At 38.3% G+C, this 26209-nt stretch carries 36 protein-coding genes and 1 pseudogene; 1 reads left to right on the top strand and 36 read right to left on the bottom strand.

The features are described 5' to 3' along the window. Positions 1-6 precede the first annotated feature (6 nt). From rpiA to HW271_RS03415, 4 genes are all read right to left on the bottom strand, one after another. Entirely contained in the window at positions 7-690 is a 684-nt protein-coding gene (rpiA, locus tag HW271_RS03430; protein ID WP_178894850.1) for a ribose-5-phosphate isomerase RpiA, read from the bottom strand. A gap of 103 nt (positions 691-793) precedes the next feature. Beyond that, positions 794-1723 (bottom strand): peptidase U32 family protein, encoded by a 930-nt coding sequence (locus HW271_RS03425; protein ID WP_178894849.1) that lies wholly within the window; start codon positions 1721-1723, stop codon positions 794-796. A gap of 110 nt (positions 1724-1833) precedes the next feature. Next, positions 1834-2514 carry an ABC transporter ATP-binding protein gene (locus tag HW271_RS03420; RefSeq protein WP_006154146.1) on the bottom strand — a complete coding sequence of 227 codons (681 nt, stop codon included), beginning with the start codon at positions 2512-2514 and terminating at the stop codon, positions 1834-1836. Between the two features lie 13 nt (positions 2515-2527). Further along, on the bottom strand, positions 2528-3583 hold the full coding sequence (locus HW271_RS03415; protein ID WP_178894848.1) for an ABC transporter permease: 1056 nt from the start codon (positions 3581-3583) through the stop codon (positions 2528-2530). Positions 3584-3953: 370 nt separating this feature from the next. On the opposite strand from HW271_RS03415, the gene HW271_RS03410 reads away from it, so the two are divergent. Continuing rightward, positions 3954-4229: a DUF3270 family protein gene (locus tag HW271_RS03410; RefSeq protein ID WP_178894847.1), complete on the top strand. Its 276-nt coding sequence runs from the start codon at positions 3954-3956 to the stop codon at positions 4227-4229. A 26-nt stretch (positions 4230-4255) separates the two neighbouring features. On the opposite strand, the gene HW271_RS03405 is transcribed toward HW271_RS03410, so the two are convergent. The 32 genes and pseudogenes from HW271_RS03405 to HW271_RS03255 form a co-directional block, all read right to left on the bottom strand. Next, the gene (locus HW271_RS03405; protein WP_178894846.1) at positions 4256-5590 is read right to left on the bottom strand and encodes a cell wall metabolism sensor histidine kinase WalK; all 1335 of its coding nucleotides are present in this window, start codon (positions 5588-5590) and stop codon (positions 4256-4258) included. Beyond that, positions 5583-6254 carry a two-component system response regulator CiaR gene (gene ciaR, locus HW271_RS03400; RefSeq protein ID WP_016465655.1) on the bottom strand — a complete coding sequence of 224 codons (672 nt, stop codon included), beginning with the start codon at positions 6252-6254 and terminating at the stop codon, positions 5583-5585. The genes HW271_RS03405 and ciaR overlap by 8 nt, the downstream gene beginning before the upstream one ends. Positions 6255-6369: 115 nt before the next feature. Next, positions 6370-8916: a M1 family metallopeptidase gene (locus HW271_RS03395; RefSeq protein ID WP_178894845.1), complete on the bottom strand. Its 2547-nt coding sequence runs from the start codon at positions 8914-8916 to the stop codon at positions 6370-6372. Between the two features lie 122 nt (positions 8917-9038). Beyond that, positions 9039-9479 carry an ASCH domain-containing protein gene (locus HW271_RS03390; protein WP_178894844.1) on the bottom strand — a complete coding sequence of 147 codons (441 nt, stop codon included), beginning with the start codon at positions 9477-9479 and terminating at the stop codon, positions 9039-9041. Beyond that, complete coding sequence (locus HW271_RS03385; protein WP_178894843.1) at positions 9476-10324, bottom strand: putative PEP-binding protein; 849 nt, start codon at positions 10322-10324, stop codon at positions 9476-9478. Before HW271_RS03385 ends, HW271_RS03390 begins: the two co-directional genes overlap by 4 nt. Continuing rightward, positions 10302-10802 (bottom strand): NUDIX hydrolase, encoded by a 501-nt coding sequence (locus tag HW271_RS03380; RefSeq protein WP_178894842.1) that lies wholly within the window; start codon positions 10800-10802, stop codon positions 10302-10304. Before HW271_RS03380 ends, HW271_RS03385 begins: the two co-directional genes overlap by 23 nt. Before the next feature lie 39 nt (positions 10803-10841). Continuing rightward, a complete protein-coding gene (locus tag HW271_RS08820; RefSeq protein ID WP_181952695.1) occupies positions 10842-11489 on the bottom strand; it encodes a DUF6707 family protein in 648 nt (215 codons plus the stop codon). 138 nt (positions 11490-11627) lie between these two features. Beyond that, positions 11628-11993: pseudogene (locus HW271_RS08860) on the bottom strand (SMI1/KNR4 family protein); the annotation flags it as partial. Between the two features lie 86 nt (positions 11994-12079). Continuing rightward, positions 12080-12424: a hypothetical protein gene (locus HW271_RS03370; RefSeq protein ID WP_259274727.1), complete on the bottom strand. Its 345-nt coding sequence runs from the start codon at positions 12422-12424 to the stop codon at positions 12080-12082. Positions 12425-12489: 65 nt separating this feature from the next. Further along, positions 12490-13044: a DUF4304 domain-containing protein gene (locus HW271_RS03365; RefSeq protein WP_178894841.1), complete on the bottom strand. Its 555-nt coding sequence runs from the start codon at positions 13042-13044 to the stop codon at positions 12490-12492. Between the two features lie 135 nt (positions 13045-13179). Continuing rightward, a complete protein-coding gene (locus HW271_RS03360; protein ID WP_178894840.1) occupies positions 13180-14109 on the bottom strand; it encodes a hypothetical protein in 930 nt (309 codons plus the stop codon). Positions 14110-14198: 89 nt separating this feature from the next. Next, complete coding sequence (locus HW271_RS03355) at positions 14199-14597, bottom strand: NTF2 fold immunity protein (protein WP_178894839.1); 399 nt, start codon at positions 14595-14597, stop codon at positions 14199-14201. A gap of 83 nt (positions 14598-14680) precedes the next feature. Then, a complete protein-coding gene (locus HW271_RS03350; protein ID WP_178894838.1) occupies positions 14681-15421 on the bottom strand; it encodes a hypothetical protein in 741 nt (246 codons plus the stop codon). 162 nt (positions 15422-15583) lie between these two features. After that, a complete protein-coding gene (locus HW271_RS03345) occupies positions 15584-16279 on the bottom strand; it encodes an SMI1/KNR4 family protein (RefSeq protein WP_178894837.1) in 696 nt (231 codons plus the stop codon). 27 nt (positions 16280-16306) lie between these two features. Continuing rightward, entirely contained in the window at positions 16307-16870 is a 564-nt protein-coding gene (locus tag HW271_RS03340) for a hypothetical protein (RefSeq protein WP_049514868.1), read from the bottom strand. Between the two features lie 54 nt (positions 16871-16924). After that, positions 16925-17209, bottom strand: coding sequence for a hypothetical protein (locus HW271_RS03335; RefSeq protein WP_178894836.1), 285 nt, complete (start codon positions 17207-17209; stop codon positions 16925-16927). Positions 17210-17308: 99 nt separating this feature from the next. Beyond that, complete coding sequence (locus HW271_RS03330; RefSeq protein WP_178894835.1) at positions 17309-17749, bottom strand: hypothetical protein; 441 nt, start codon at positions 17747-17749, stop codon at positions 17309-17311. Next, positions 17742-18476, bottom strand: coding sequence for a hypothetical protein (locus tag HW271_RS03325; RefSeq protein WP_178894834.1), 735 nt, complete (start codon positions 18474-18476; stop codon positions 17742-17744). Before HW271_RS03325 ends, HW271_RS03330 begins: the two co-directional genes overlap by 8 nt. Before the next feature lie 164 nt (positions 18477-18640). Further along, the gene (locus HW271_RS03320) at positions 18641-19030 is read right to left on the bottom strand and encodes an Imm50 family immunity protein (protein WP_178894833.1); all 390 of its coding nucleotides are present in this window, start codon (positions 19028-19030) and stop codon (positions 18641-18643) included. A 73-nt stretch (positions 19031-19103) separates the two neighbouring features. After that, the gene (locus HW271_RS03315; RefSeq protein ID WP_178894832.1) at positions 19104-19730 is read right to left on the bottom strand and encodes a hypothetical protein; all 627 of its coding nucleotides are present in this window, start codon (positions 19728-19730) and stop codon (positions 19104-19106) included. A 16-nt stretch (positions 19731-19746) separates the two neighbouring features. Beyond that, positions 19747-20148 carry an immunity 26/phosphotriesterase HocA family protein gene (locus HW271_RS03310; protein ID WP_259274726.1) on the bottom strand — a complete coding sequence of 134 codons (402 nt, stop codon included), beginning with the start codon at positions 20146-20148 and terminating at the stop codon, positions 19747-19749. A 130-nt stretch (positions 20149-20278) separates the two neighbouring features. Further along, positions 20279-20839, bottom strand: coding sequence for an immunity protein (locus tag HW271_RS03305; protein ID WP_178894831.1), 561 nt, complete (start codon positions 20837-20839; stop codon positions 20279-20281). Continuing rightward, a complete protein-coding gene (locus tag HW271_RS03300) occupies positions 20836-21243 on the bottom strand; it encodes a hypothetical protein (RefSeq protein ID WP_178894830.1) in 408 nt (135 codons plus the stop codon). Before HW271_RS03300 ends, HW271_RS03305 begins: the two co-directional genes overlap by 4 nt. Then, positions 21189-21503 carry a hypothetical protein gene (locus tag HW271_RS03295; protein WP_259274725.1) on the bottom strand — a complete coding sequence of 105 codons (315 nt, stop codon included), beginning with the start codon at positions 21501-21503 and terminating at the stop codon, positions 21189-21191. Before HW271_RS03295 ends, HW271_RS03300 begins: the two co-directional genes overlap by 55 nt. Before the next feature lie 72 nt (positions 21504-21575). Next, the gene (locus HW271_RS03290) at positions 21576-22385 is read right to left on the bottom strand and encodes a pentapeptide repeat-containing protein (RefSeq protein WP_178894829.1); all 810 of its coding nucleotides are present in this window, start codon (positions 22383-22385) and stop codon (positions 21576-21578) included. 76 nt (positions 22386-22461) lie between these two features. Next, entirely contained in the window at positions 22462-22833 is a 372-nt protein-coding gene (locus HW271_RS03285; protein ID WP_178894828.1) for an Imm51 family immunity protein, read from the bottom strand. A 61-nt stretch (positions 22834-22894) separates the two neighbouring features. Then, the gene (locus tag HW271_RS03280; protein WP_178894827.1) at positions 22895-23233 is read right to left on the bottom strand and encodes a hypothetical protein; all 339 of its coding nucleotides are present in this window, start codon (positions 23231-23233) and stop codon (positions 22895-22897) included. Between the two features lie 18 nt (positions 23234-23251). Beyond that, positions 23252-23671 carry an SMI1/KNR4 family protein gene (locus HW271_RS03275; RefSeq protein ID WP_178894826.1) on the bottom strand — a complete coding sequence of 140 codons (420 nt, stop codon included), beginning with the start codon at positions 23669-23671 and terminating at the stop codon, positions 23252-23254. 27 nt (positions 23672-23698) lie between these two features. Beyond that, entirely contained in the window at positions 23699-24025 is a 327-nt protein-coding gene (locus HW271_RS03270; RefSeq protein WP_178894825.1) for a hypothetical protein, read from the bottom strand. Positions 24026-24061: 36 nt separating this feature from the next. Next, positions 24062-24760: a 3-oxoacyl-ACP reductase gene (locus HW271_RS03265; RefSeq protein WP_178894824.1), complete on the bottom strand. Its 699-nt coding sequence runs from the start codon at positions 24758-24760 to the stop codon at positions 24062-24064. Beyond that, a complete protein-coding gene (locus tag HW271_RS03260; RefSeq protein ID WP_000141913.1) occupies positions 24753-24989 on the bottom strand; it encodes a DUF2829 domain-containing protein in 237 nt (78 codons plus the stop codon). Before HW271_RS03260 ends, HW271_RS03265 begins: the two co-directional genes overlap by 8 nt. A gap of 100 nt (positions 24990-25089) precedes the next feature. Next, on the bottom strand, positions 25090-26124 hold the full coding sequence (locus HW271_RS03255) for a DNA/RNA non-specific endonuclease (RefSeq protein ID WP_178894823.1): 1035 nt from the start codon (positions 26122-26124) through the stop codon (positions 25090-25092). Positions 26125-26209 lie beyond the last annotated feature (85 nt).

The following is a 26209-nucleotide window of genomic DNA, read 5'->3' as shown; positions in this document are numbered from 1 at the left end:
TTTTAATTATTTTGCTTTTGTTGAAGTTAAAATCTGAAGGCCATTTTGTCCAGCCACGATGACCTTATCAACCATCTGGTTGAACAAACCGTGCTCAACGACACCAACGACGTGGTCCAATTCTTGCCCAAGAGCAATTGGATCTTCAATCACTTTCAAGTCTAAATCAATGATAAAGTTCTGCATATCCGTCACAAAACGTTGGCCATCCTTTTCACGGAAGCTAGGTTTATAGCCAGCTCGCTCAAATCGACGAAAGACTTGTTCGGCACCGTATTGAACTACCTCTACTGGAAGTTTAAAGGCTCCGAGTTTCTCAACTAGTTTGCTCTCATCAACAACCCAGATATATTCTTTGGATGGAGTTGCGACGACCTTTTCCATTAGAAGCGCACCTCCACCACCTTTGATGCCATTAAACTGACTATCTACTTCATCCGCACCATCGACTGTCAGGTCAACAAAGTCCACTTGGTCAATAGACTTAAGAGGAATATTGAGTCCTTCTGCCTGCTTGCTGGTCACACTAGAAGTCGTTACAGCTGTAATCTGCAAGCCTTCTTCCTTGATCCGACGACCTATCTCTTCTACGAAATAGTAGGCAGTTGAGCCTGTTCCAAGTCCGACAACCATACCATCTTTGACGAACTCAGCAGCCTTAATCCCTGCCATTTTTTTCAGATTTTCCACTTATATACCTCCAAATAGAGCTACTTCTATTATATCATGAATAGGCTTCAAATTCATCCAAATATTAGAAAAACCCGAACATTTTATTTCGGGTTTTTGATGCTTATTTAACCATATCAGGGTCGTAGTCGTAAAATCCAGTATCAAGGAAACGATTTTTAGGATGAAGCTTACGAACTTCTTCATCGAGCAAGAAGGCTTGGTCATGTGTAAACTTGCCATCTTGAATCAAGTTACGCGCTTGGACAAAGAGTTTGGCAATTTCTACAAAATTTTGGCCAGGTGTATAAAGACCTTCAAGCTTCCAATGAGTGAAGCCATGTTCTACCAACTCAGTCAACTTGGTCATCAAATCAAGGTCATTATTCGCAAAGATATGAGTTCCATGATTGTCTTCAAAAATAGAATAATGGCTCTCTGGGTCACTTGGCTCAGCCAAGAACAAGTCACGTTGACGAGATTTTTCATCATCAATCTGTGTGAAATTGTAGTAGTTTTGCAAGAGCGGACGCTTCGAATGGTGGATAACACTAGCACCGTATACCAAGACTTCAGCAGGAATTTCTAAAATTTCAGGCATTTTGAAAAGTTCTGCAGATGGGATTTCACGCGCCAAAACTGCTTCTGACGCTCCTGCTTTTTGTCCCCAGAAATTAATCTGACGACTGCTAGTGACCATGGTTGACGCATCATAAATGGTTTTGAAAGAATAGCCGTCACGGTTGACAACGTAAAAGACACCTGCGTCTCCAACAGTTATATAGTCCGTTTTGATTTCTTCTAAAAAGTCCAAGAATGGCTTGATACGGTCCATCATGTCTTGGTGCATAAGAGCATTAACCGCAACGATTAATTCCTTACCTGCATCATGAACGATTTTTGCGATTTCGCGCAATTCTTCATGACTAAAGGTAGTTGGCAAACGAAGACCAAAATCTTTCTCACCGACATAAATGCGGTCGACACCAGCTTCAAGTAGCTGTTTTACTTGTTCAATACTTTCAGCAGTTGCTGTAATGATAATCTTTTCCATAGAGAAAATTATACCACATTTCCAAAAAATCAGCTATATAGAAAAGTGTGTATTATGATGCGAAATTTTAAAAAAAGTGAACCGTATCAATAACAGTTCACTTTTTCGTTTTATGCTTGTGTCTTTTCAACTAGTCGTCCGTCATTCATAACATAAATACGGTCAACCTTATCTAGCAAGCGAGTATCGTGCGTAATCATGACAACTCCCCTGCCTTGCTCATGAGCAATTGAAGCCAACATATCCGTCACTTGATAAGCACGTTGTGTATCCAAGCTAGCTGTCGGCTCATCTGCAAGCACGATACTAGGATTATTATAAAGGGCTCTAGCAATTGCAGCTCGTTGGCGTTCTCCACCAGAGAGAGCTTTGGGATAGTGATTTTGAACCTTTTCCAAATCCAATAAACTGAACAACTCTTGTCGGTTACTTTTTATAGATTTCTTTTTATCCAAACGGTCAATTAAATCTAATTGTTCCTTAACCGTTAAAAAGGGAATCAGATTTGAAGCCTGGAGGATAAAGCCAAATTCACTAAAGCGCAAATCTGTTTTTTCTTTTTCGGTTAGGTTTCCAGTCTCTTTTCCCTTTACCAGAATCTTGCCACTTGAAGCTTCCTGTAGTTGGCCTAGAGTCGTTAAAAAGGTTGTTTTGCCCGACCCAGAAGGCCCCACAATGGCTACAAACTCACCAGCGTTTAGCTGAAAATTGGTCTCATGGAGAGCTGTAACTTTCATATTGCCTTCGCCATATGTTTTTGTCACTTGAATCATTTCAATTAATGTCGTCATATCATTCTCCTTATCATTCTGCAATGGCTGTAATTGGATCTACTTTTAGCAGACGAGGAAGCGAAATGACGCCACCTAGAAGAGCCATCAAGCAGATGACCAGGCTTAACACAAAGTATGCCAACCAACTAGGGTAGAAAAAGAAGGTTGCAGGTAAGACTAAGATGACAGCCCAAATGGCTACTAAGGCCAATCCGATACCCAAAGCAGATAAAAGAAAAATCTGACAGAAAAGGGACCAAACGATAGATTTTATCTGAATCCCTTGTGCTCGCATAATACCATAGAGACCTAATTTTTGAATGGTAATGATATAAATAAAAATCCCTACAATCAGACCCGTTATAACGATCATTGCTAGAATCATTCCTGAGAATACATTGACCTGAGGGGTATAACCAGGAATTTTTGAAATCATTTTTTGAATAGAAATCTGCTTCAAGCCATCACCAGTCACTTCTACATCATTTTGCAATACCAATGCAGAGATAGAACGATTGGCTTTTGTCGTTCCTTGTAAATTCCAATACGTTGTTAAGCTCGTAAAGACAACAGGTTCTGTGAAAAATTTATTTCCTTTGGTCAAACCTACAATCTTAAAACTTGTTTCACTCCCGTTGAGTTGAATTGCGTCCCCAAGTTTGATGCCATAATTTTCAAAAGACTGATCCACTACAACTTCTTGGTCATTTTCTGGGTAATGACCTTCAATCAAGGCCGGAGATATAAAACTGTCCCACTCTTGACCGAAAATAGAGACATTAATCTTGTCACTACTATCAACAAGGTTTGTTACAGCAAACATATAGCTTAGGGGAACAGCATCCTCAGAAACCTTATCCTTGTAGTCTTTTTCAGGTATAAAGGATGCAGTCAAATTGTCATTTGCATAATCGGATAGCACAACTCCTGTTGCTTGCCAATTATCGATAGCAGCCCTATTATTTCGAACGAGTCCTAAAGCCAAACTAGTCATAAAAAAGACCATAAAAGCAATGAGAAAAATGGTAGTCAGAATTAAACTGTATCGCAGTTTATTCTGTAAAATTTCTTTGATAGCAAGATACATGCCAATCTCCTTTAAGTATTCTGTTGTCGAGGGAACAAATCTCCTCTTCACCATAGCACTAAAGATAGAAAACTATCTCGTCATGAACAACTAGAATCAATTTAAAAGAATCCTGTCCTTACTTCAAAATTGAATTTATTTGCATCTGTGTATGATTTTTATTCGTTTTAACCATCAAACTTCCCCTCGTTTAAAATAAGAGAAAAATAATAAAGTTTAAACGGTTCACCCATCCTATCATTTTCCCTAAGGCATGTCAAGAAAACCGACTTTGTCCTTGAAAACAGATTTTATGTAATTTGTAACAATCCTGTAATAATTCTCTCTTAAAAAAATGATAAAATAGTAATGTACTGTTAAGGAGAGAAATATGCCCGCTAGAAAATTGCACCCGTATGAGTTTGAACAAGAAAGTATAAAAACTGCTCAGTTTCAAGATTATGTTCCAGAAAATGCTTCTGTCGCTAGTGTAAAGGAAGTTCTATTTTTTGTAAACATCGCTTGCTTCTGCGTCTTTTTAGCGATTTTTAGCTTTTTGTTCTTATCACTAAAAGTAAACACTGTCTTATCATTTGCTTTGTCTATCGGTCTTAGTCTTGTAGCATTGCAATTCCAGCGTACTTTTATTAAGAAAAAATTCAAATAAAAACCTTCGATGAATCGAAGGTTTTTTTATTTATTCTTTCGTTTTGATGGCGTTGAGATAGCTATTTTGACTTCAAAAACTGTTCCATTAGGTTTGTTATCTTTCACACTGATGCTTCCCTTAAGGGCATCAACGATTTGCTTGGCTAATGACAAACCAAGACCAAAACCTCCCTTTTGACGTGTACGTGCCTTATCAACACGATAAAATCGGTCAAAGATTTTCTTTTTATCTGCTGCAGAGATACCGATTCCATTATCTGCTACTGTTAAATATAGACTGCGTTCTGTCGTTGAAATCTCAAAATAAATATCTCCTTCTTCTTCCGTATACTTGACAGCATTGTCAAACAGAATGGTCATCAACTGCTTGAGGAGAAGTTTATCTGTAATAATGGTTCGATGCACACGGTTTTCGAAACGAAAGACACGATCATTCTCAGATGCAATCATTTCATAGTTGGTAAAGATCGTATTAAAGAAGTCGGGCTCTACTTCTCCAAGCTCCGGCTTAATCCCGTCATCTCTACGCGCTAAATTGAGCAAATTCGTCGTTAGGAATCTCATGTTTCGAACTTCTTCCAAACTCGAAGCAATGCTCTCACTAGACTCCATAATAGTCGCTTCTGGTTTTCTAAAAAGTGTTTCCAAACGATTTTGGAGAACAGCTAAAGGAGTCCGTAATTCATGACTAGCATTCTCCACAAAGCTCTGCTGCTTTTGCATACTTTCGAGTAGGGGCTTAACACTGACACGAGCAAGGTAGAGACTAGCCAAGATAGATAGAATCCAAAAACTTGCCATCACCACTACGATTAACTGTTCGTGATTTTGACTGATTTGTTCTAGCTGGCTGGTATTGATTAGGACAGCAGCATACTTAATGTTACTTGAGACAGAATCAATTTTCATTTCTGTCAAGACGACACGATAAACCTCATCCTGACCATAGCTATTGACAATATGAAGCTGACGAATATGGTTTAAATCCTTTTTATTGAAGGTTATTCTATCCAAACCTAAGAAGCGATTGCCAGTTACTAACTGATTGAGGTTAGAATCCAGCAAAATAACTTCCGTATTGGAGCTAATTGTGACTCTTTTATCCGGATTTGAGGTAACATTTCCACCATCTATATCCTTAACATCTTCTGTTGCACGATTGACCGCTAATTGAATGATATCCTGAGGATTATTGCTAAGCGCTAAAAGTTTCTCATCTACAGATGTATAGAGGCTGGAGTGCATAACCTGCAAGATAATCAAGGTCATAGCAGAGAAAATCAGAGTAAATACTCCAAAGTTACGGATAAAGTAGCTGAAATCTTCTGCGTACCAATTCTTTTTAAATTTATTAAACATGTTTTAAAATATACCCAACACTGCGTAAGGTTTGGAGATTTTCAGCAAAGGCTGTTCCCTTTAATTTCTTACGAACTTTTGATACATAAACTTCTACAACGGAAATAGTTGTATCACTATCAAATCCCCATAAACGGTCAAAAATCTGTGTCTTAGGTAAGATAACATTTTGGTTTTGGAGGAAATAGACCAAGAGTTCAAATTCTTTACCAAGTAACTCAACAGAAGTATCGTGAACCTTAACCTCATTTGTAGAGAGGTTAACCGTCAAGTCTCCATAAGAAAGAGTATTTTCGTTAAATTTGCCAGAACGTTTAAGAAGCGCTTGGATACGCATTTTGAGCTCTTCCAAATAGAAGGGTTTTGTTAGATAATCGTCTGCCCCAAGTTCAAATCCATGTCCTTTGTCATCGAGACTTTCCTTGGCTGTCATGATCAGAACAGGAGTCGAAATACCTTTTTCACGCAATTCTTTTAAAACTTGGAATCCATTTTTTTCAGGCAACATCAAGTCCAATAGAATCAAATCATATACGCCACTTTCAGCCTCATAAAGACCTTCTTCTCCATCAAAAACTTGCATGACATCAGCAAAATCATCCAAAAAATCAAAGACTGAATTTGACAGGCCTAGGTCATCTTCCACTAATAGAATTTTGATCATCAAAAATTCCTCCTTATTAAGCTTATTATAACAAAAATATCTTAAAAAAAACTCAACTTTCCTTGTTTTTCTAGGAAAAAGTTGAGTTTTTATAATTTATTTAAAATTAAATATTTTAAGCCTTGCCATATTGTGAAACAACTACTTCAACTGCTGCTTTCTCACGTTTAATCAATTCAACGCGAGCCGCGATATCCTTGATACCCATACGGATGTTACGGCTAAGAGCGAGGTCAGAAAGTTGTGGTTCAAAGAAGGCCTTATACTCTGCCAAACGTTGTTCTGTTTTAAAGATGTGTGATGGGAAGATGACAAAGCTGTCAAAACTCATATCTCCACCAAGGGCCGCCTTGATCCAATCCCAGTTTTCACGAGCCCAAACCCAAACAGTTTCTTGGGTAGCTTGGTGTCCAAGGAATTGGAGGTACCATGCTGAAAGGTCTTGTGGTTTCACGATAAATTTGTCCTTCCAAGTTGCAAGAAGAGTTTGAATGTTTTCTGCATCTGTAGAATAAGCAAGCGAAGCTGCTAATTGACGTTTGAAAACTGCATCTGTTGCATGAGTGTATAGTTCCAGATAAGTTGCTACCAAGTACTTAGTCTCATGATGTTTGATCTCATTGATGAGGACTTGAGAGCGAATAGCTGCTGGAAGTCCTGCAAGATTTTCTTTATGAGCTGCAAAGATTTGACTTGCTACTTGACTAGCTTCTTCATCATTTGAACGAATCATCATAGAAATGGTTAATTGACGAACCAATTCATCCTCGTCTGATTCTCCATCTTTAGCTTCGAAACCAAGACGGTCATAGTTGTGACGAGCCAATTTAGCAACCAGCTTGTTAAAGGCTTTCTCAGCTTCTGTTCCTTCATCGATAAAGCGTTCAAGAGCTGAAATAACTTGAGAAACTGCTGCAACAACTAGGTAAGATTCTTCTTGTGCCAATTGATCTACAACTGGAAGTAAGTCCGCAAATGAAATGTGACCAGCTTCAGCAAGCAAACGACGTTCTTGAACGATTTGAAGTTTGCTTGTATTATCAAGTTCTACTAATTCTGAAAGGATAGCATCCAGCAATTGACCTTGATAGTCTGTAATGTAGTGAGCTGTATTTTCTGTGTTAAGACGAAGAGCTGTTTTGTTTTCAGCAAGAAGCGCAGCATAACCAGGAATTTCGATACTTTCAGTTTCCAGAGTATCTGGTAATCCTTTCCAGTTACTGTTCAGTGGCACTACCCAGAGACGGTTCTTGTCTTCGTGCTCACCGATGAAGAATTGTTTTTGTGAAATCTTCAAGACATCATTTTCAACCTTCACAGTCAAAACTGGATAACCAGGTTGCTCCAACCAAGAATCCATAAAGGCTGCTACATCACGTCCTGATGCTTGACCAAGAGCATTCCAAAGGTCACGACCAATAGTGTTTCCGTATTGGTGTTTTTCGAAGTAAGCGTGCAAGCCTTTAGCAAAATCAGCATCTCCTAACCAACGACGAAGCATGTGCATGAGACGGCTTCCTTTGGCATAAACGATAGCACCATCAAAGAGCGTATTGATTTCATCTGGGTGTTTGACTTCGACGTGAACAGACTGAACACCATCTGTCGCATCACGTTTAAGAGCGGCTGGCACTCCACTTGTTTGGAAATCTTCAAAAATATTCCAGCTTGGCTCGATAGCATCCACACAGACGTATTCCATCATGTTCGCGAAGCTTTCGTTGAGCCAGAGGTCATCCCACCATTTCATAGTTACAAGATTACCAAACCATTGGTGAGCGAGCTCATGGGCAATGACGAGGGCTACTTGTTGACGGCTAGCAAAGGTTGAGTTCTCATCCACAACCAAGTAGACTTCACGGTAGGTTACGAGACCCCAGTTTTCCATAGCACCTGCTGAAAAGTCAGGAAGGGCGATATGAAGAGATTGAGGGATTGGGTACTTGACTCCGTAGTAATCTTCGTAAAATTCGATAGAACGAACAGCGATATCTAGTGAAAACTCAAGATTCGAAAGTGGGTGTGCTTTTGTTGAGTAGACACCAACGAGAGTACCGTTTTTAGTTGTAGCAGTAATTCCTTGCAAATCACCAGCCACAAAAGCTAACAAGTAAGAAGACATGCGAGGTGTTGTCTCAAACTTCCAGATGCCAGTTTCTTTGCGGTTTTCAACATCGATTTCTGGCATGTTTGACAAGGCCAGTTCACCTTCTGCTTGGTCAAAACGAAGTGCTAGGTCAAAGGTTGCTTTAGCTTCTGGCTCATCCACACATGGGAAGGCTTCACGAGCAAAGTGACTTTCAAACTGAGTTGACAAAACTTCCTTCTTAACACCATCAACTGTATAGTATGATGGGTAGATTCCTGTCATGTTATCTGTGATTTTACCTGAAAAAGCGATAACCAATTCAACTGAACCTGCTTGCGCAAGTTCGATATGAAGGGCTTCGTTTTCGTTATCTACTGTAAATGGACGAGCTTGTCCTGCTACTTCAACTGAAGCAATTTCCAAGTCTTTTTGGTGAAGGGAAATACGGTCACTTTTAGCTTGACCAGTAATGGTTACTTTTCCTGAAAACGTCTTGGTCTCACGACTCAAGTCTAAAAACAAATCATAATGTTCAGGAACAAATTTTTCGATATAATGTTCTACTGCTTGCATCATATTCTCCTATTCTAAATTTCTGAGCGAATGCTCTAGTTCAAACATACCTATTTTATCATATTTTAAGTCAGAAAAAAGCTTTGGACAGTGATTTCCAAAACTTTCTTCCTTCTAGTAGTCTACAGAGGGTAGACCTTGCGAAATTCTTCTAAAACCACCTTGCTGTCAGGTGTAAACGTCAGACCTGCTTCCTCCAGCCACTCCGTGAAAAACTCCTCATGAACCTGACGCCAATAAGCTAAGGATTTGTCTCCTTCACCTTCCTTATAGGCATGGTCGGCTGAAACCTGATGGAAAGGCTGAACGGAAACCTTTGTAATTTCGACGATGCAAACAGCTTGATTTTGACTGTCTAAAATGACGTCAAAGGTACCTTCTTGGGGAAGAGGTTCGTCCTCTAGTGCGTAGAGGTCGTAAGCTGAGGCTGTTGCTGTTTTTTCGCCTGTAAAGACCAGTTCCGCTAAAAGATCTGGGGCCACTCCAAAGGCCCAGGCGTCTATTTCATCTCCAATAGAGGGGTTGATTTGCTTGTAGGCATTCCACATTTCTTTCGGTGTCATGGGTTGCTCCTTTGTAATTTTTTACTTTCTTCTTTTATATTTTTAAGATGGTCTGGATGGTCAATTTCTAAATCAAAAATCTCTGGAATAGAGCTGTAATGGAGAATGCACTTGATATCCATTTGATTCATTTTTTGTATGAAAAAAGCATTCAGATATCCTGCTACGGCGAAATCTATCTTTTTCGTCCTTGCTTTATCCTGCATCTGTCTCAGCATTTCTAACATAATGGGACTTTCCATATCATGCCATTGACTGTTCCTCACAGTCGCAAAAACAAAAGAAGTCAAATCATTCATTCCCACTACAATCTTTGAAATACCAGTTTCCAATATCCTGTCCAAGTCGAAATAAGCTGATGGTAATTCAATCATCGAGCCGACTTTCCCGGTAAAACCATACTGACGCAATACTGTAATAGCTTGTTTTAATTGTTCGGCATCATTGACAAAAGGAAAAATAACAGACAGATTGGGATTGGTTTGAAAAACTTCTGTAACAACATTTGTCTCAGCCTGAAATTCATCTGGACACGCCAACAAACGCCTAGTCCCTCTATATCCAAATAAGGGGTGGCGTTCATCGAAATACTCTTTTGTCCCGTCTAGACTATTTGCTTCTGCATTTGTTAACTCTGAAAAGCGATACCAGACTTCTTCATCTGAGTATAAATGGCAAATAGTGTCTAGATAATCTTTCACAAATTGCTGACAATTTGGTAATAGTATGTTTTGGTTTAGTTCTCTCAACAAGTATTCCCCACGAATCAAGCCGACGTGGTGCAATAAATGGGGATAAACTTTTTCAACAATTTTTTCGCCACTAAGAGCCAGTTGATTTTGCATGTTTTACCTTCCAATTTTTATAGCTTGTCAGTTCTAATTCTGGAAATCCTCGTAACTCTGCCTTCACCTTCAACACTATGGGCGAGGCATTTTCTTGGGTCATCTGCTCAATAGGGACCCAAATTGCATTTGCTGAATCATTTCTTCCATCAAGAACCTCCTGAGGAAGGGATTGTTGAGAGCTCTCGAAATCGAGTACGATATCATAAAAGGCCATGATATGATGTACTGCCAAGTCTTGCCCTTCTTCTTGAACCAGCACATCATACATCCTAGGATTTGAATAACGGCTAAGCGTATAGCCTGTCTCCTCCAGAACCTCTCTCTTGAGGGTTTCTGTCAGCCCCTCACCTGGTTCTTGACTACCACCCGGTAAATCAAAACGATGCTGATAAGGTCCTCTCGTTTTCTCAATGCAAAGCAATTTCCCGTCTTGAAGACAGATTCCATATACACCAAAGTGATTTTTGATTTCCATATTCTATTCTTTCTTAATCTCCAAGATTGTTATCTCACCTTATCCCTTAAAAGGAAAGAGGCTATAGATTTCATACTCTTTGATATACTTCTTCAGTATCTCCATATTCTCTTCGATTTTTGCCTGAATATCTGTCTCTTCACAAGTTGACTCAACAATAAAAAGATGAATCTTCAATAGATCTGTCAAGTATAGTAGACGGCGTTCCATTTCCGATTCAGGACTTGAAGCTTGCTCGATTTTTGCAAGCTTTTGCTCCAAGCTATCACCATTCAAAAATCTCTGATGAACTCTCCTTCTTATGTTTTGAGTGGATTCCTCCCCTTGTTCTAACGGAGACAAAAGGAGTTTTTTATAGACGAGTACCTGATTTTCTTTTTCTCTTTCCAGATAGGCCAATAAAACCAGAGCGCTATCAACAAAAGTCCAAGTGTTATAATTTCCTTCAAATGGAACTTGTATGATCCTATCTAATAATTTCTTAGCCATTTCCTCTTGACCATCCAGATAAAGTAAATAGGCCAGATGATTTAGCGATTCGAGATAGCTAGCTTGAGTTTTCTTATTCTTTTTTGGTACAAGACCGATGTAGGTTGCTAACTCAAGATTATTTTCAACCTCTTCGATTAGTTCTTTCACATCTGGATTTATCTCATGAGCTACCTCAGCATGCTTTCTATAATCCATATCCAAGTAGCCTTGTTCATTCCGGAAAATGATACCTTGCTCATAACACGTTTTAAGGGTTGCAAGCATAGATTTCAATGACAGGTATTCGACCTGAGCCTCCTCTTCAAATACATAAAAACCAAGTATTTTCCCCTGAGCTTCTGGAGCCAGGATCATGGCATAAAAATCTCCTCCTCCGCTAGCAAAAATTGGGAACCAAGACTTCTCCCAATCATCCGTTTCTTTTAGTTCCAAGTAGGTCTGGATACTTTCTTCCAGAGACATCAAATAGAAACCAGGAAAAAATGCCAGCTCACCGAGTGTGATTCCGTCACTATCTTTTGATCCGTTTCTCCAAGCATAAAGGGCATGCAAGTCTTGGTTTGGTTGCAATGGGATTTCCTCAAACAATTCTTGGATTTTTAGAGAAGATAGTCCCGGATTTAGATGATCTACACAAGGATGATCTAGCTGTTGGAGACTTTTTTCAATCTCATTTAATAATTGGGTGATCGTTTCCATTTGTTCTCCTTACCTTGTAGATCATTAGGGACGAGTTCCTTCGTCCCTAGAAAAGAGCTGGTGATTATTCAATCCCATCCTCTTTGTTATACTCTATCATGCATTTTACCGCATATTCTACCCATTCCCAAAAAATCGTTAAACTCTTTCCGTTGCTCCCATCCTTCGGTAGCAAAATCATGAATGAGTTGGACCTTATTGCTCTTTCCTATTTCAAAACAAGCTGTATCATCACAATCTCCTCTTTTAGCAAATGGAATCAACTTTCTGCTTGGGTACCTTTCCTGCAATCCCTTGTACAGAGATAGCGCCCATTCTGAATCCAATAGATACCAACAATCAAAATCAACTAAATTGAGTTCAATCATTTTTTTAAACGATTCAGGATACTGAAACTGAAATATCCCTTCGTCCAGTAAATAGTTTTTCATTTCTTTTCTCCTACCGGTTTCTTTCGTCAGGATATTGAGAAGTAAATCCGCACTTTCATTCCACCCTAATAAGTAGTTTTGATTATTTCTCCCGAACGAATATAGGTTTTAAAGAAGTTTTTAGGAACAGAGGCAATCTTAGGTGTAATGGATAAGCCATAGTTTGCAAAATCTAAAGCCAACTTCTTAGAATCGATCGAATCATAATACTCAACATACAATCTGCATAAGTTCACTTTGGTGATAGAGAATTGTTTTAACAACCAATCCTTCTCAAGATCCTTCTCGGGATCTATGCTTGAAAATACGGTTGAATACGATGAATACTGAGCAGTAAAATCGATGGCCTCTTGGACAGCCTTTTCCAATTCAGCTTGATCCATGCCATTTCTATAATCGATAGAACCTAATCTCGTCCGTAAAGCACAATCCACTTCTTCTAACAGTCCCGCGTCCAGAAAGAGGGGGTGAAGCCCAACATTCACAAAATAGGCACTACCATCTGATTTTCGTTGAAAATAGATGACCGTGTAAAAATCATGATCAATTTTATAATAGTTATGGGTCCGCTTTAGTCGCGAAAAGCCATTTTTTACGAAGAGTTCTTTGGCCTCTTTCATTTCATTACCTCTATTTCTAACAGAATGTGGGGAGTTCCTCATTGCATTTTCCTAGGAATCTAAATGGATATAGGTGATTCCTACAATTCCTTGTGATTGCATGGGTTATTGACGGTCTCCATCTATTCTACACAACTAGTCTAAGATCGTTCCTAGAATCATCTTGTTTTGCTCGGATAGCTGAAAGTTATCCATGAAATAGGGTAAAAAGTCATCAAGCAAGGGATGGCTAAGCCCGTCGATTGGGAGGCCTCTTTTCTGACGTTCTTTTAGTAAAACTAAGATTTCAATTGGGAAATATTGCCAAAGTAAGGTATTGAAATCTACTAAATGACTATCTTTGGTGTTCGCTAAATGATAATCACACATGGATAAAATTGTTTCTCTAAAAATAGCCACATCCTCTGAAAAAATAGTTTCCATAACCTGTTTATAGGCATCATTCACATTCTGATAAGGATTCTTGTCCAAGGGTTGATATTTGGCATCACAAGCATTCTCCAGTAGGTTAGCAAGTCGAGCACCCTCACCATTTCCATAAAGAAAAACGACTAAAGGCAATAAACTCTTGGCTGAAAAGAAAATAATTTTTTTCCCTTTTTCAACTTGGGCTTCTTTAAAATAGGCTAATTTATCAATTAAAAACTCTACATAAGTATCATCCAAATAGGCAAGGGCAAATAAGATATTTAAACAAATATCTGTATCAAAGTTTGAGCCCCCTTTAGCCAAGTATTTAGCAGAAGCCATATCGGCCATTACAGAACAAAAACAGCCATTTAGCAAAGATTGATAGGTTTCAGATGTCTTGTTTTCTATAAAATTAGAGACTAGAGGATAAGGACTTATAGAATCAATCATATCTAAGTGATCATACAGGTATGATCTTACCTCACCATTTTCTTCGTAGTTAACTTTAACGCTTTTCTTATCAGATTTTAGAGCTGTTAAAATGGCTTCAGTATTAGATAGGTTTTCTGCTTCTAAGTGAAAATCTCTCGCCTTCAGTATTTGATTTCTAATGGTTGTTATTTTTCTTTTTTGAGTTGAAAGTGTTTTATTCATATTGACCTCTAACATTTCATTACTTACACTTAAACTACCACTGTCTTTTGAAACACATTTCTTCCTGTCTTCCTACATTCTTCAGTATATCACAAGGAAGAATTGATCCACTTCCCATCATCAAGCCATTCTTTCTTATCAATCCACCATTTCCCCTTTTGAAATACCATTCGAAAACGATAGAGAGTTTCTAAACCAGATCGATTCTCCTTAATATACAAATAAGTTTGATTCCCGTCATACTCTTCATCGACGATGGGATGCGTTTCTAATTTATACTCAAATGGAAATCGGACAGATAAAGTCACTTCCCTTGCTCTGAGTGTTTTTTTAGATCTACAAAACTGATCAAATATAGCAGCTAATTCATCCTTCAACATCTCTTTATCAGCTTTGTTTTTTAAGCTCCTAGTGGCTTTTCTCTCCCAAGAATACATGGCCTGCATAAACTGGAGGAAGGTTTCTTTTGCTAGATTCGTATGGCTCATATTTCCTCCTGCTTAAACAACGGGACTAAAGGTTCGTTTATTATGAAGACATCGGTCATAAAAAGCTGGATTAAAGGCATTTTTTACCCCTCACGCATGCAAACATGTGGTAACTCTCTTCTAAGAAGTTCCCTTTGCTTTTGATTTGTTCTTCCCGTTGTTAAAAATCGGAGATGTTTCAGACTCTTCAGGTAGCTAACTGTTGTTGCGTAGTTAAAAATAGACGTATCGACAAAATCCAAAAAACGAAGCTCACTAGAGGGCTGGATAAAATCCAATTCTGGTAATTTTTTATTTGCCGTAAATGAAAGATAGAGTAACTGATTTAAATCTCTAATAAAAGAAAAGTTTGGCAACTTTACACCATAATCAACGTGCAGATAACGCATGCCTTTATGAAAAGAAATGTTCTCTATCGTTTCCAAATTTGTCATGGAAGATATCCCTAGAGCTTTCACACAATCATTCTGGGGTAAGATGATCTTTCTTACTTTTCTAGCCCCAACTAATAAAATCTTTTCTACTTGTTCATATTTTGAAAAGTCTAGCACATCAGATTTACTTCCCATCAAGTAAATCACCCTCGTATTACTAGGTAAAGTAAGCTGGTTAAAATCTACATCTTTCAGCATATCCTCTGGGTTTTCGACAATGTACTTTTGTCTTAATAAGCGATTGATATCGATGAACTCATTATAAGTCAATTTTTCATCCAATAATGGTGCAATCTCTTCAATAGAATGCAGAGGCTCCATTGCCATTAGATTCTCTCTTTCAGAAAATCCTTTTTTAATGATCTCTAAATATTTATCTAAACTGGTCATTATTCACCTCTTTTTATGAATATCATGCTTCGTTTTCTATTTTCAACCTAAATCATTTTACAATGACACCCTGACTAGAAGAATAAATCATCGCTTGTCGCCAAAAGGTTAAAATCACGAATCTTCAGAGTATTTTTTCTAAATAAACTATATCCTGCTTGCTCAATCTCGATCAAAAATGACCTTGACTCTGGCTCTACCCGAAGCGTCTAGATATTGCTCTAGTTTCGTAATAGACTCCTCTGAATCAGACAATTGAACAAGCAAATCCCCATTGATAGTCATGACATCCTTTGTCGGTAAAAGCATGAGATTCTCAACGCTTGGATCATTCACAATCATTAAGGAAGGGGAATAAATACAGCTTCTGGAGAGGTCTAGATTTCCAAATCGCTCCCTAGCAGACACAAAAATAGATTCCATCCCACCTTGGGCTTTCAGAACAAATTCCCTCTCAAAAAACGCTTCAAAACTGTCGTAGATCTCGATAACATCCATAGTAATCCCATCTAAATAATAAACTTGATGACTTTGAATGTTCCCATCCTTCAATCTATAAGCGAATTGATCTCCAATAGCAGACATACCAAAAAAATAGTAGTCTGATACATAATCTCTCCAGACGTCTTTCCATACCTCATCCGAATTCCAGGAATCTAGCGTAATAGCTTGAGTAGAATCCGTCCCAAACAAGCGATAATAGCCACCATAAAACTCCAAGCCATTGGTCATGGAGAGCAAATCCAGGTGAGCTTGAGGAAACTGTCTGGCTTTGAGTTTTTCTAGTTCAAAAGCTGAGGCCCCACTTTCTTGTATGACCAGATCCTCACAACATTTTAAAAAATTCTTCATTTTCATTTGCTTCTCATCTCTTCATCTTTGGCTTTAGCCAAGCATAAATTCAATAAAGTCTTTTCGATAGGCTTCAGGAAGTTGCTCCTCGATAATAGCCATGATTCCTGTTAGAAAACCTTCTTTATAGTCCGACAAGTCCTCATCAATGTAGATGTCATTCTCAAACTTGGTGATTTCTAGCTTTTTCATCTGACTATAAGTAGACAAGAAAGTAGATAAAGAGGGGCTTAAGCAATAGAGCTTGGAATTCCCAGGAATCTTGCCAAATACAGGACTAAGCTCGCTAGTTAGATCACAAAAAATTGGCTCATCCCCCATCATGTGAGCAAAAACCACATAACTCTCTTTCCAGCTAGTATCCTGCCATCCTTCTGATGCAGCTTCACATAGAGGGAGAGGAATTAGAGCAAGATCATAGGGAGCTCCTCTAAAATAAGCTTCTTCCTCAAAGCTCAAATGTTGGTAGAACTCTTTCAATTGACCAGACAAATCTGGCTTTTCGACATGGAGACAGTCACTAGTAAATACAAGCTCTCCTAAGCCCTTGTTTCTATGATAGACTTCTACAAATTCCTTCAACAAATTGAACATCATTATTAGACTCCTCTCACATTTTTGGGATTATATTTGGCTATTTTCAACTGATGATTACGTATCATTCTGATCGCTAGCGACAGCCTGAGCCCAAATTCGTTCAAATTCCTCTTGACTAATCTTGATGGAGTCAGATAAATCCAACTCATCTTTTCGACCATCATAGAGTAAAAACCCTACTTCTGGAACATAATCCTGTAGACAAGAAGAAGCATAAGAGTGCCCATTCAAAACGTTAATTTGTCGACTTGCACGCTGACCAGTAAACTCTGTATAAATAACTCCTAGGCCTGACATAAACTCGCTATTGCCATAATAATAATATTCTTTTTCACACATTAGAATCTTCCTTTACCATTTGTCTCTCCAAGAATGGCATTCTTTCCTCTTTGGTGCTTTCATCAACTAATTCAATGTTAAGCTTTCACATTATAGAATCTACGGGTTCTTAGCCTTATTCTCCAAGACTCTCACTTCTACTTTATACTCCGCTAAATGGAGATCCAGTACTTTTTCCTGGTCTCGAAAGAAAAGCGTCAGGTCCTTAGTAGAAAATTCAGTAAAATAAGAGGGCAAAAAGTCATCCAGAGACTCCATTTGAAACAAGACATAAATCGGTGAAAATTCCCAAAAAACTAGGATAAACCGACTGCTATTGCCACCAAGACTTTGAATTAACCTACTTAGATCTTTAGTAGTAAGATCGATAGGAAACTCATAAAGGCAAGGAATCGGAGAGTCTATAGGATTCAACTCCCCAGCATACCAAGCAATTTCTTTAGGTTTATCGGTCAGAAAATGAACATTCTTAATACCCTTCAACCGATTAATTCGTTTTTCTACTTTTAATAAAGATAATTTCTTTTTTAAGTCACTCATTGTTCTTGCTCCACCATTCTGAAACAGAAATTTTGCTCACAACCTCATTCTCTTTATCCAGCAGATATAGGAAGTTACCTTTTGTTTCCAGTCTACCAAGCTTAGCCCCATAGTCCATCTCATGAGTAGGGCAGGATTGAATCAACTGGCGGATGCTTTTATCCTTGTGCTCTATCTTCCAAAACAAATCCACTTTATCCAGCTGATGCTCCACTTGAATGGAATAGGTCGTGGATTGGACCTTCTTCATTTTCCACTCCCAGCTATTTTCGTAATTGTTTTTCTCTATTTCATTGACTACATCCTCTATCAAGGAGCATGGAATAGAGAGTTCCTGAAACACGCGCTTTACCCCTTTTAGAAAGGCATCTAAGAGCATTTTTTTCTGTTCCAATGGATTCGAGCTTTCATAGCTAGAAAAATCAAATAAGACCTGAACAGTATAGACGCCAAGGAGGTTCATGATAGCTGGATTGCTAATCGTATCTACACATTCTACGATGATTTTCCAACAATCCTGGGTTATAACTGGTTTGAAAAGCCGTTCTACCATAGAGATCATACATTTAGATTCATATACGAACGCTCTTCGCTGACCTTTCCAATTCTGTCGGTAGTCCTCAATTCTAGCTTCCTCATAAGTTAGCCCAGCTGACTCCATCAGCTCCTCAATCCTCTGTTGATTTTCCACATAGGGCTTATCTAATTCAAAATACTCTAACTTCATATTCGTGGTCTCGTAGTTTTTTTGTTGTAGAAAGATTTAGCCTTAGGTCAAGGTCTAATGTTTGTGGTCTTTCTTCACTTTTTCCCATAGTCGCGGTGTCCCTCCAAGTAATGGAGGATTGTTTGATCATCCAGAATCTCTGCAAATAAGCTAGGAATACATCTTTAAGTATCAATCTTTACAGGAGTAATCTCAGCAATTCTAACAAGATCAGAAGATCCCGATAACATCACATCATATTGGTTTATAAAATTGAATTCAACCTTATTCTCTAAAAAGAGCAACTCCAGTTGTCCATTCACCTTATGAATCCCCTTGGAATAAAAATGGATTTCATCTAAATTAAAAAACTCTAAATTAATTTTTATGGCATTGAATGCACTTTTCTGCCACTTTTCAGGGAAATTAGTTGGCAAATCAAATAAATAAAGGACAAGATCTAATTTGTAATCGTAAAATAACACAGTATCAAGAAATACATTATTCAAGTCCAAATCACCATCAAACAGATGAATAATCTTTTCTCTGCCCACTGCTTTTTCAAACCATTTCACAGTATGAACTCCTTTTTAAAAATGAATATAAGTCTTCTTTTTAAGAGTTATTGTTTCTCTCTTTAAGTAGGTCTTAGAATAGCCTAATCCTCCTGCCGTCCTTTCCTTTGGATACATCCTCAATGATCGTATTTATATGTACTTCATTAAATTGACGGGAAAAGTCTACAATTTTCTGGCGATTCTGTTCTGGATATAGATAAGATGCAGCCAAAATGAACATAAACGGAGCGATTGTTCCTCTTATATTTTCCAAATAAACATCCTTGGTGATAAAGGTTATGACCTTCTCAAAATCGTCATCTTTCAGCACAATCTTTCTAAGATAGAGTGCTGCACAAGCACCTGCAGCTTGCAATAAATTATTCGATTCCAAGGACTCATAAACAAAAGACAAGTTCTCTGTTTCTAAATTTTCTAGATAAGCAATCGCTACTGCTAAAGAGCGATAGGTTACAGGGGTTGGAATATCTCTCAGCAGCAATGACTTGAGATAGGGGATTTCTTCTGTGCAATCCGTTGCGGCCATGGCGTAGAGCAAGTACATTTGTGATTCCCATGATTTAGGCTTTTCCATCTCCCCTTCCAAGGCCTGATGCAAGAATGGTCCATATCCTTTTAGTCTGTCCTTTAAAATTTTTTTCGCTGCCTTTTTTACCAAGGGCGTACGTCCTGAAGTTAATTCATCTATATAGTCCATCTCAAACTCCTTTATTTCATCTGCTTGCCAGTTCTTCTTCCAATATTCTGTTATAAACTATACTTCCGACACAGGCTTCCCAGTCCAGCTCCTCAACTTCTTCCCTAGAAAAAATCTTAGGTTCCCGCCTACCATCTAGCCAGACCTTCCCAAAGTGAAGACCATTTGGATCTCCCCACTTAAAGGCTAAATCCTTAAAATGGCTTGGATCAAAATCCGCTTGATGACCAATTATCTGCCAAGACCATACTGTACTTCGATCAAACAAGGTGTAGGAATCTACAATGATGGGCTTACCCATAAATTGAGCACGACTTAGCTCCTCAACTGTTATAATAGGACTTGCTTGAAAGATATCGAAAAATTGAATGACATGACCAACCTTCACTTTTCCAAGGATTTGACCAAATACAAACATTTCCTACGAAAATTGATAGCAAAAAATATCACCAATTTTAATAAATCGAAGTTTTGTTCTTGGCTTTTCATTCCACTCACGAATCTTTATCTGGGACAATTTTTTCTCCATCATTAATTTAATTCTATTCCTACTGCTCTTTATTTAAGATATGACATAGATCATCTCTTAGAACAATTCCATCGTCTTCTATCAAATAAGCCATGTGCTCCCAGAAAGGCAATTCTTGTTCAAGGGGCTTTTCCAAGGCAAGTACTTGGTTCTTCAAGTTTGCTGCAATTTCTTCGGCTTCATCTTGCTCAATCTCATAAAACTTTGCTTTCAAAAGGAAGATGCTTGATAGAAAGAGCGAATAAGAGGAAACAAAAGTATGCAAGGAAGAATTGACATAAACCTTCGATTCTTGAAAAACTTCCCTTCCTTCTTGATTGAAAAGTAAGAAGACTTGCTTCTCTTCTCCAATTACAAAGGCACCTAAAAAACACTGACCAAAAAGTCTATAGCTCTCCTGATTTTTCCTTAGTTCGACTAGTTCGTCGCCTGCTTTGACAAAAGAAAATCCCATTTTAGAATAATCCTCTAAATATGCCAAAAGGTTAAAACGGGCCTCATCCAGACTAAATGGTTTCTCCTCTGTAGGCACCACACAAAAACCGTTCTCCTTCACCAATTCATCGATAGTAACTGTCATTTCTCTATCCGATCTCCTAGGTTCTTTTCACCCAATTTTTTTAACTTCCAAAGCTTGATAGCCGCATCTTTTCTGAGTCCCATAAAGAGGCTTGCTAAGGTTACTGCTTCCTCTTTTTTATAGACCTGAGAGCTGACACTGGCCCATCCATCTTGCAGGCATTCAATTTTTAAATAGAAATCGCGCTCATGTCCAAGTTTCCCTGTTACATCGTCTATTTCATAAGAAGCGGATAACAAAGACACTGAGATAAAGTCCCCCGGTCTTCGATACATTCGCATAACGGCTTCTTTCTGATTGACAGAGTGGATATCCTCTTTTGTTTCAGCCCTATCACGATCTGATAAAATCACCCAATCCCTATCATCCTCTGATGAATAAAAACGCCATTCTTTCTCAACCATATCCTGCTCCATCTTTTAGTGCTTCTCTTGTTATCGACTACACCTAAAAAACACTGACCAAAAAGTCTATAGCTCTCTTGCTCTCTCCTGAGTTCGATTAGTTCGTTACCTGCTTTGACAAAAGAAAATCCCATTTTAGAATAATCCTCTAAATATGCCAAAAGGTTAAAACGGGCCTCATCCAGACTAAATTGTTTCTCATCTGTAGGCACCACACAAAAACCTTGCTCCTTCACTAATTCATCGATATTGACTGTCATTTCTCTATCCGATCTCCCTTTTCTTGCTTACCTATTGGCAACTATCTCAGTCATTTTTCAAACAAGAGCTAGTTACTTCCATTCAAGTCCCAAACACCTAGACACATCCTCAAAATAATCATCCCAGGCCCATTTGTAATCTTTGCAACTCATCAAATAATCCACATACTTTTCATTCATCCAACTCTCTGTATAGATAGAAAGAGCTCGCCTTTTTCTATCATCTTGGATTGTTGCTATTTTTTCCTGAGCCTTCTTTGACCGTTCACTCAGGTTTTTTATATAGAGAATATCTGGATCCGAGGGACAAATGGTCTCTGTCAAATCACACCTTGTAAACTCGACAAAACTGAGATGAGCCTCTGATAGATCTGCATATAACTTTTCTACTTTCTTTGTTTTCGACCCAAAGGTACATTCAGACAGTTTTCCAACAATTTTATTCTGCTGAAATTCTGGTAGAGGAAAGAAAATATCGTTCATCCTACACTTTTTAAAGAGACAATCTCTCATCTCGCTGACATTCTCTAAAAGAGGACGCTTCATCTGACAAGAAAGGAAGGTAGACGATATTATGTGACTGTCATAAAATAATGTTCCCTTTAAATTGCAGCTTTTGAAAGTACAGTTTCGAATAACTGTATGATTTTTAAAGCCGATGTCCCTTAAATCGCAGTTTTCAAAAACGACATTCTCAAAGATACAGTTTTCAAATATGACTCGTGAACTCTCTAATATTCCGATGCTTGTATCCTTAAAGTGCTGATTACTAATAAAACGAATCCTGCTTGCTTCCTCTATCAGATTTTCAATCGATAGCTTCTCACCGCTGTTTAGGATGATCTGGCCATCCTTTATGATAATCCCATCTTTCCCAACCATGTCCTGCTCCATCTTTTAATTGTTCTATTTAATCAACTGTCTCTATTTTAACTCCTAAACTTTTTTGGAGGTTAGATTAATCCAGCTCCGCTCGACTAAACAAGTCTTTCATAGTGTCGATATCATCACAAAACTCTTTCAATCCAAGAGCAAATCTAGCCAAGGCGTCCACCTTGGAAGAATAGGCGCAAAACATACTTCCTTCAGGATCAAAGTCTATAGCATCGCTTAATTCAGGCATTTTTTCCTCCAAAAATACCAAAGCTAGGGATGCCCAATCGTAGCCATTTCCTTCAAATCCCTCCTCTTCTCGAGTGTCAAACACTTCCTGTCTGTATTCTCCATCAGGGTAATAAATGAGCGACCCTCGAACATTTTTAGGATCCTCATCATATACAAGCAAGCTAAAAGGGGCAATTTTTTCATTTATGTTTTCGTAATCTATCATTTCTTAACTCCTTGTTGTATTTGTTAATTATCAATGAAACTGCATAAATCTAGTATGCTTACTAGCTTTCAAAGGTCATAAAGCTATCGTACCGATTGTAATGATTTAAAGCATCAACCAAGTCTTGGTGACTAGCCTCTGGTTTTTCTTCAAGTGCAACCGTGAGAACATCAAGAAACTGTTCTCCATAATAGACTAGCTGGAGATGTTGCTCCGATGCATCAGCTGGGTAGACATCAGAGTCGTCCACTACATCCGGATAATCTGCTACCCAATAGAGCTTTTCCAGTGCCAGTTCTCCATCTTCCTTGCCATAGAGGCAAAAATCATCTGATGCCAACTCGTTCACGCGCATCTGCTCGATTATCTGCTCTAGTGAAAGTTCTTGGTGTTTTCGCATCCCGTCTCCTTTTTAATCTCACTCTTCAACAAAAGAGTTCAAAAATTCCTCAAAAGAAGCCCATTGACCATAGATCTCAGCTTTTTCTTCTAAAACATAGAAATACACCTTGCCATAATCCTCTGACCTTAGAGAAAGTGCATAGTTGCCAGAACCAGGATCATAGGCGAAATGGAGAAGGTCTGTAGCCCTAAATCCTGCAGGCACAGCCTCATCGTCATACCATGTAAGAGATTGGCACATTTCCTCAAGTGAATTAAAGGAATTGAAGGGAAAGAGGTGATGTTCATCGTGGACACCACTTACTTGGGGCTGACCACCATTGTGCTTGAGATAAAAGTCCAACATAGTTTTTGGCAATTTCTTCCCAATAATCTCCTCAAATTGCAAAAGGTCTTCTTTTGAAATCGGTGAATCTGAATCTAGCACTCTAAACATGATTAATCTCTTCCTTTTTTACAGCCATTATTCCAAGAGCTTGTCAATAAAGTCATTGACGTTTTTAGCAACTTTTTGCATTTCTAAGGAACCTAAAGCTCCCAAATCATTTTCATAAATGCAATCATCAGAATTTTTCTTGATAAAGTAAGCCAAATCTCCTTCCTGTCCAATCATAAAGTAATCTGGCTCTACTTCCTCAATCTGATAAGTCTCATTTCGCTCTTCTAGATCCTCCTTGGCATACAAACAGATACCTGTATCTCCAATTTCATAGGGGTCAATCTCTTCCCACTCTGATAAAAACTGATAGTAGAGATTGGGCAAGACAAATCCAAACTCATCTCTTTTCATAGTTCACCTCCACATATTCACTGAGTATCAACTATATTACTTCAAAGACCAACCACCATCAATAGTCAGAATCTGTCCTTGCATGGCGATTGCTTTCCCACTTGCTAGGAAGAGGCTAACTTCAGCTATTTCACTTGGCTCAATCCAGCGTTTGATAGGTGTTTCACTGGCTACCCAGTCTGCCAGACCACCTGGCTCAAAGTCAGCTGCTGTCATACCAGTCTTAACTGCACCAGGAGCAATGCCAAAGACCTGAATCCCAGCTTCAGCATAGTCCAGAGCTAATTGTTTGGTAAAGCCACCTAAGGCGTGTTTAGACGAGGTATAGGCATGCCCACCACCGCCTGCTAGACTTGAAGCAATGGAGCACATATTGATAATGATTCCTTTTTTATTCTCCACCATTTGCGTTAAATAATGGCGGGTTAACTCCACAGGTGTTACATAGTTGATTTCAAAAATCTCTTGGATTTCTTGGGCTGTTTGTTCTAGTAAGGGTTTGTAGTCATCCAAAATTCCGGCAGTATTACACAGAATATCAACTTGAGGACACCAGTCAAAAATAGGCTCTAAATCTAGTGTTAAATCACGTTGTAAAAAGTGAAAGTTACCTTGCAAGTCAGGTTTTTCAACCTGATCCACACCGTAAACTTGATAACCATTTTCTAAAAAGAGACGTGCTTGCGCCAGGCCAATCCCTGAGCTAACACCTGTAACTAAGACGCGTTTAGTCATGAACTTCCACCCAGTCTGTCGCTAAGACATCACAAGGAGTTGGACTCCACATAGAGAAACCTTCCCCTTCACCAGAAACGTTGATGAGGAAATAAGGTGTCACTTCAAGAGCAACTCCATTTTGTTCGATGGTATCAAAAAGCTGGACATAGTTCTCAGCTCCACCCCAACCAGTACGCACATATTTCTTTTTTGCCTTTAAGCCTGGTAAAATTTCTTCAAATGTCATATTTTTCTCCTTAATAGTTCTCTTGTTTTATTATAACAAAAAACCGTTTTTCAACGGTTTTTTGACAATTATTTTTCATGATTTCTTAAGTCTTAGTAGATTACCACTGCAAACCAGCTTCTCTGATTTCCTTTTTAGAGGCATATTTCCCATTTGGTCGGTGCCATCTTCCTTTTCTATCTCTAAAGTAACCACCTGTATTACTATTTTGTGATTCTTCTTCTGCTGGTGCCGGTGCTTGAGTTTCCTGCTGTTTCTGTTCTTCTTTAGCCTTCTCTTCTGCTTCTTTTTTAGCTTTTTCTTGTGCTTCTTTTTCTTCAGCTTCTTTCTTGGCTTTTTCCTCGGCTGCTTTAAGTTCAGCTGCACGTTCTTCAGCTGACTTAACTGTATTTTTTGCAGTACCATCCGCATAATTTATTTCAGCATTTTCTGAAACATTATCTAAGGCAACATGGGTTACGGAATACTTATCAATTTTTTCCTTACTGCTACCTAATTTAATCTCAAGTAACTTACCATCCTGATCAATTCCTACGTACTGTAAGATAATTTGTCTCGGAATCAATTCATTATCCTTATAGACAGCTGTTACCTTATAGTCAAGGTAATAGTTTGGATGATTTGCAAGCCATGAATCAAGTCCATTTTCATAATAGAGCATGCTACTTTGATTTTTGTCATCCGTTCCAGTAAAAGCACCTGTATTTAACCAGGCTGTCATAGGGACTAAATTGCGACCTTCATCATTAAGTCCACTAAATTGATAACCAACTAAATGACCTCGATTCATCAGCCAAGCTTCTTTTGTACCATCACCATAGTAAAATTTATAGTTATGCCATCCAACTGGATCAAAGGTTAATTTAGCTTCTCTCTTTTCTTTAGGTTCATCACTATCTTTCAATTGAATATGAGCATAGGTTGCACGAGATTTGGAATCGAGTTCCCCAAGTTCCAGCTGCTTTTCGTTTCTAAAAGTAAGTAAACCAGCTTCCTTGTACAATTTTGTATTATCCTGCGTGGTCTGTTCAGTCGTTACAGGTTCAGTTATTTTTGCATCTTCCTTATGTTTCGAGCAACCAACTGATGTCAGCAACGAGAGAAAAACAACAGAAGTCAAAACTATTTTTTTCATTTTTAACGCTCCTATTTTATTAAAATATTTATTATATTGTTATTTTATACCATTTTATCATTTATAGTTTGTATTTTCAAACAAT

Origin of the sequence: Streptococcus sp. oral taxon 061 (assembly GCF_013394695.1) — a bacterium.
Classification (GTDB): Bacteria; Bacillota; Bacilli; order Lactobacillales; family Streptococcaceae; genus Streptococcus.
This window is presented reverse-complemented; position numbering and strand designations above follow the sequence as displayed.

Bases quoted from the DNA above. Each gene is read 5' to 3' on its own strand.
- HW271_RS03425 (WP_178894849.1), bottom strand. From the start codon at position 1,723: ATGGAAAAGATTATCATTACAGCAACTGCTGAAAGTATTGAACAAGTA.
- HW271_RS03420 (WP_006154146.1), bottom strand. From the start codon at position 2,514: ATGACGACATTAATTGAAATGATTCAAGTGACAAAAACATATGGCGAA.
- HW271_RS03415 (WP_178894848.1), bottom strand. From the start codon at position 3,583: ATGTATCTTGCTATCAAAGAAATTTTACAGAATAAACTGCGATACAGT.
- HW271_RS03410 (WP_178894847.1), top strand. From the start codon at position 3,954: ATGCCCGCTAGAAAATTGCACCCGTATGAGTTTGAACAAGAAAGTATA.
- HW271_RS03405 (WP_178894846.1), bottom strand. From the start codon at position 5,590: ATGTTTAATAAATTTAAAAAGAATTGGTACGCAGAAGATTTCAGCTAC.
- ciaR (WP_016465655.1), bottom strand. From the start codon at position 6,254: ATGATCAAAATTCTATTAGTGGAAGATGACCTAGGCCTGTCAAATTCA.
- HW271_RS03395 (WP_178894845.1), bottom strand. From the start codon at position 8,916: ATGCAAGCAGTAGAACATTATATCGAAAAATTTGTTCCTGAACATTAT.
- HW271_RS03390 (WP_178894844.1), bottom strand. From the start codon at position 9,479: ATGACACCGAAAGAAATGTGGAATGCCTACAAGCAAATCAACCCCTCT.
- HW271_RS03385 (WP_178894843.1), bottom strand. From the start codon at position 10,324: ATGCAAAATCAACTGGCTCTTAGTGGCGAAAAAATTGTTGAAAAAGTT.
- HW271_RS03380 (WP_178894842.1), bottom strand. From the start codon at position 10,802: ATGGAAATCAAAAATCACTTTGGTGTATATGGAATCTGTCTTCAAGAC.
- HW271_RS08820 (WP_181952695.1), bottom strand. From the start codon at position 11,489: ATGGATTATAGAAAGCATGCTGAGGTAGCTCATGAGATAAATCCAGAT.
- HW271_RS03370 (WP_259274727.1), bottom strand. From the start codon at position 12,424: ATGAAAAACTATTTACTGGACGAAGGGATATTTCAGTTTCAGTATCCT.
- HW271_RS03365 (WP_178894841.1), bottom strand. From the start codon at position 13,044: ATGAAAGAGGCCAAAGAACTCTTCGTAAAAAATGGCTTTTCGCGACTA.
- HW271_RS03360 (WP_178894840.1), bottom strand. From the start codon at position 14,109: ATGAATAAAACACTTTCAACTCAAAAAAGAAAAATAACAACCATTAGA.
- HW271_RS03355 (WP_178894839.1), bottom strand. From the start codon at position 14,597: ATGAGCCATACGAATCTAGCAAAAGAAACCTTCCTCCAGTTTATGCAG.
- HW271_RS03350 (WP_178894838.1), bottom strand. From the start codon at position 15,421: ATGACCAGTTTAGATAAATATTTAGAGATCATTAAAAAAGGATTTTCT.
- HW271_RS03345 (WP_178894837.1), bottom strand. From the start codon at position 16,279: ATGAAAATGAAGAATTTTTTAAAATGTTGTGAGGATCTGGTCATACAA.
- HW271_RS03340 (WP_049514868.1), bottom strand. From the start codon at position 16,870: ATGATGTTCAATTTGTTGAAGGAATTTGTAGAAGTCTATCATAGAAAC.
- HW271_RS03335 (WP_178894836.1), bottom strand. From the start codon at position 17,209: ATGTGTGAAAAAGAATATTATTATTATGGCAATAGCGAGTTTATGTCA.
- HW271_RS03330 (WP_178894835.1), bottom strand. From the start codon at position 17,749: ATGAGTGACTTAAAAAAGAAATTATCTTTATTAAAAGTAGAAAAACGA.
- HW271_RS03325 (WP_178894834.1), bottom strand. From the start codon at position 18,476: ATGAAGTTAGAGTATTTTGAATTAGATAAGCCCTATGTGGAAAATCAA.
- HW271_RS03315 (WP_178894832.1), bottom strand. From the start codon at position 19,730: ATGGACTATATAGATGAATTAACTTCAGGACGTACGCCCTTGGTAAAA.
- HW271_RS03310 (WP_259274726.1), bottom strand. From the start codon at position 20,148: ATGTTTGTATTTGGTCAAATCCTTGGAAAAGTGAAGGTTGGTCATGTC.
- HW271_RS03305 (WP_178894831.1), bottom strand. From the start codon at position 20,839: ATGACAGTTACTATCGATGAATTGGTGAAGGAGAACGGTTTTTGTGTG.
- HW271_RS03300 (WP_178894830.1), bottom strand. From the start codon at position 21,243: ATGGTTGAGAAAGAATGGCGTTTTTATTCATCAGAGGATGATAGGGAT.
- HW271_RS03295 (WP_259274725.1), bottom strand. From the start codon at position 21,503: ATGACAGTCAATATCGATGAATTAGTGAAGGAGCAAGGTTTTTGTGTG.
- HW271_RS03290 (WP_178894829.1), bottom strand. From the start codon at position 22,385: ATGGTTGGGAAAGATGGGATTATCATAAAGGATGGCCAGATCATCCTA.
- HW271_RS03285 (WP_178894828.1), bottom strand. From the start codon at position 22,833: ATGATAGATTACGAAAACATAAATGAAAAAATTGCCCCTTTTAGCTTG.
- HW271_RS03280 (WP_178894827.1), bottom strand. From the start codon at position 23,233: ATGCGAAAACACCAAGAACTTTCACTAGAGCAGATAATCGAGCAGATG.
- HW271_RS03275 (WP_178894826.1), bottom strand. From the start codon at position 23,671: ATGTTTAGAGTGCTAGATTCAGATTCACCGATTTCAAAAGAAGACCTT.
- HW271_RS03270 (WP_178894825.1), bottom strand. From the start codon at position 24,025: ATGAAAAGAGATGAGTTTGGATTTGTCTTGCCCAATCTCTACTATCAG.
- HW271_RS03265 (WP_178894824.1), bottom strand. From the start codon at position 24,760: ATGACTAAACGCGTCTTAGTTACAGGTGTTAGCTCAGGGATTGGCCTG.
- HW271_RS03260 (WP_000141913.1), bottom strand. From the start codon at position 24,989: ATGACATTTGAAGAAATTTTACCAGGCTTAAAGGCAAAAAAGAAATAT.
- HW271_RS03255 (WP_178894823.1), bottom strand. From the start codon at position 26,124: ATGAAAAAAATAGTTTTGACTTCTGTTGTTTTTCTCTCGTTGCTGACA.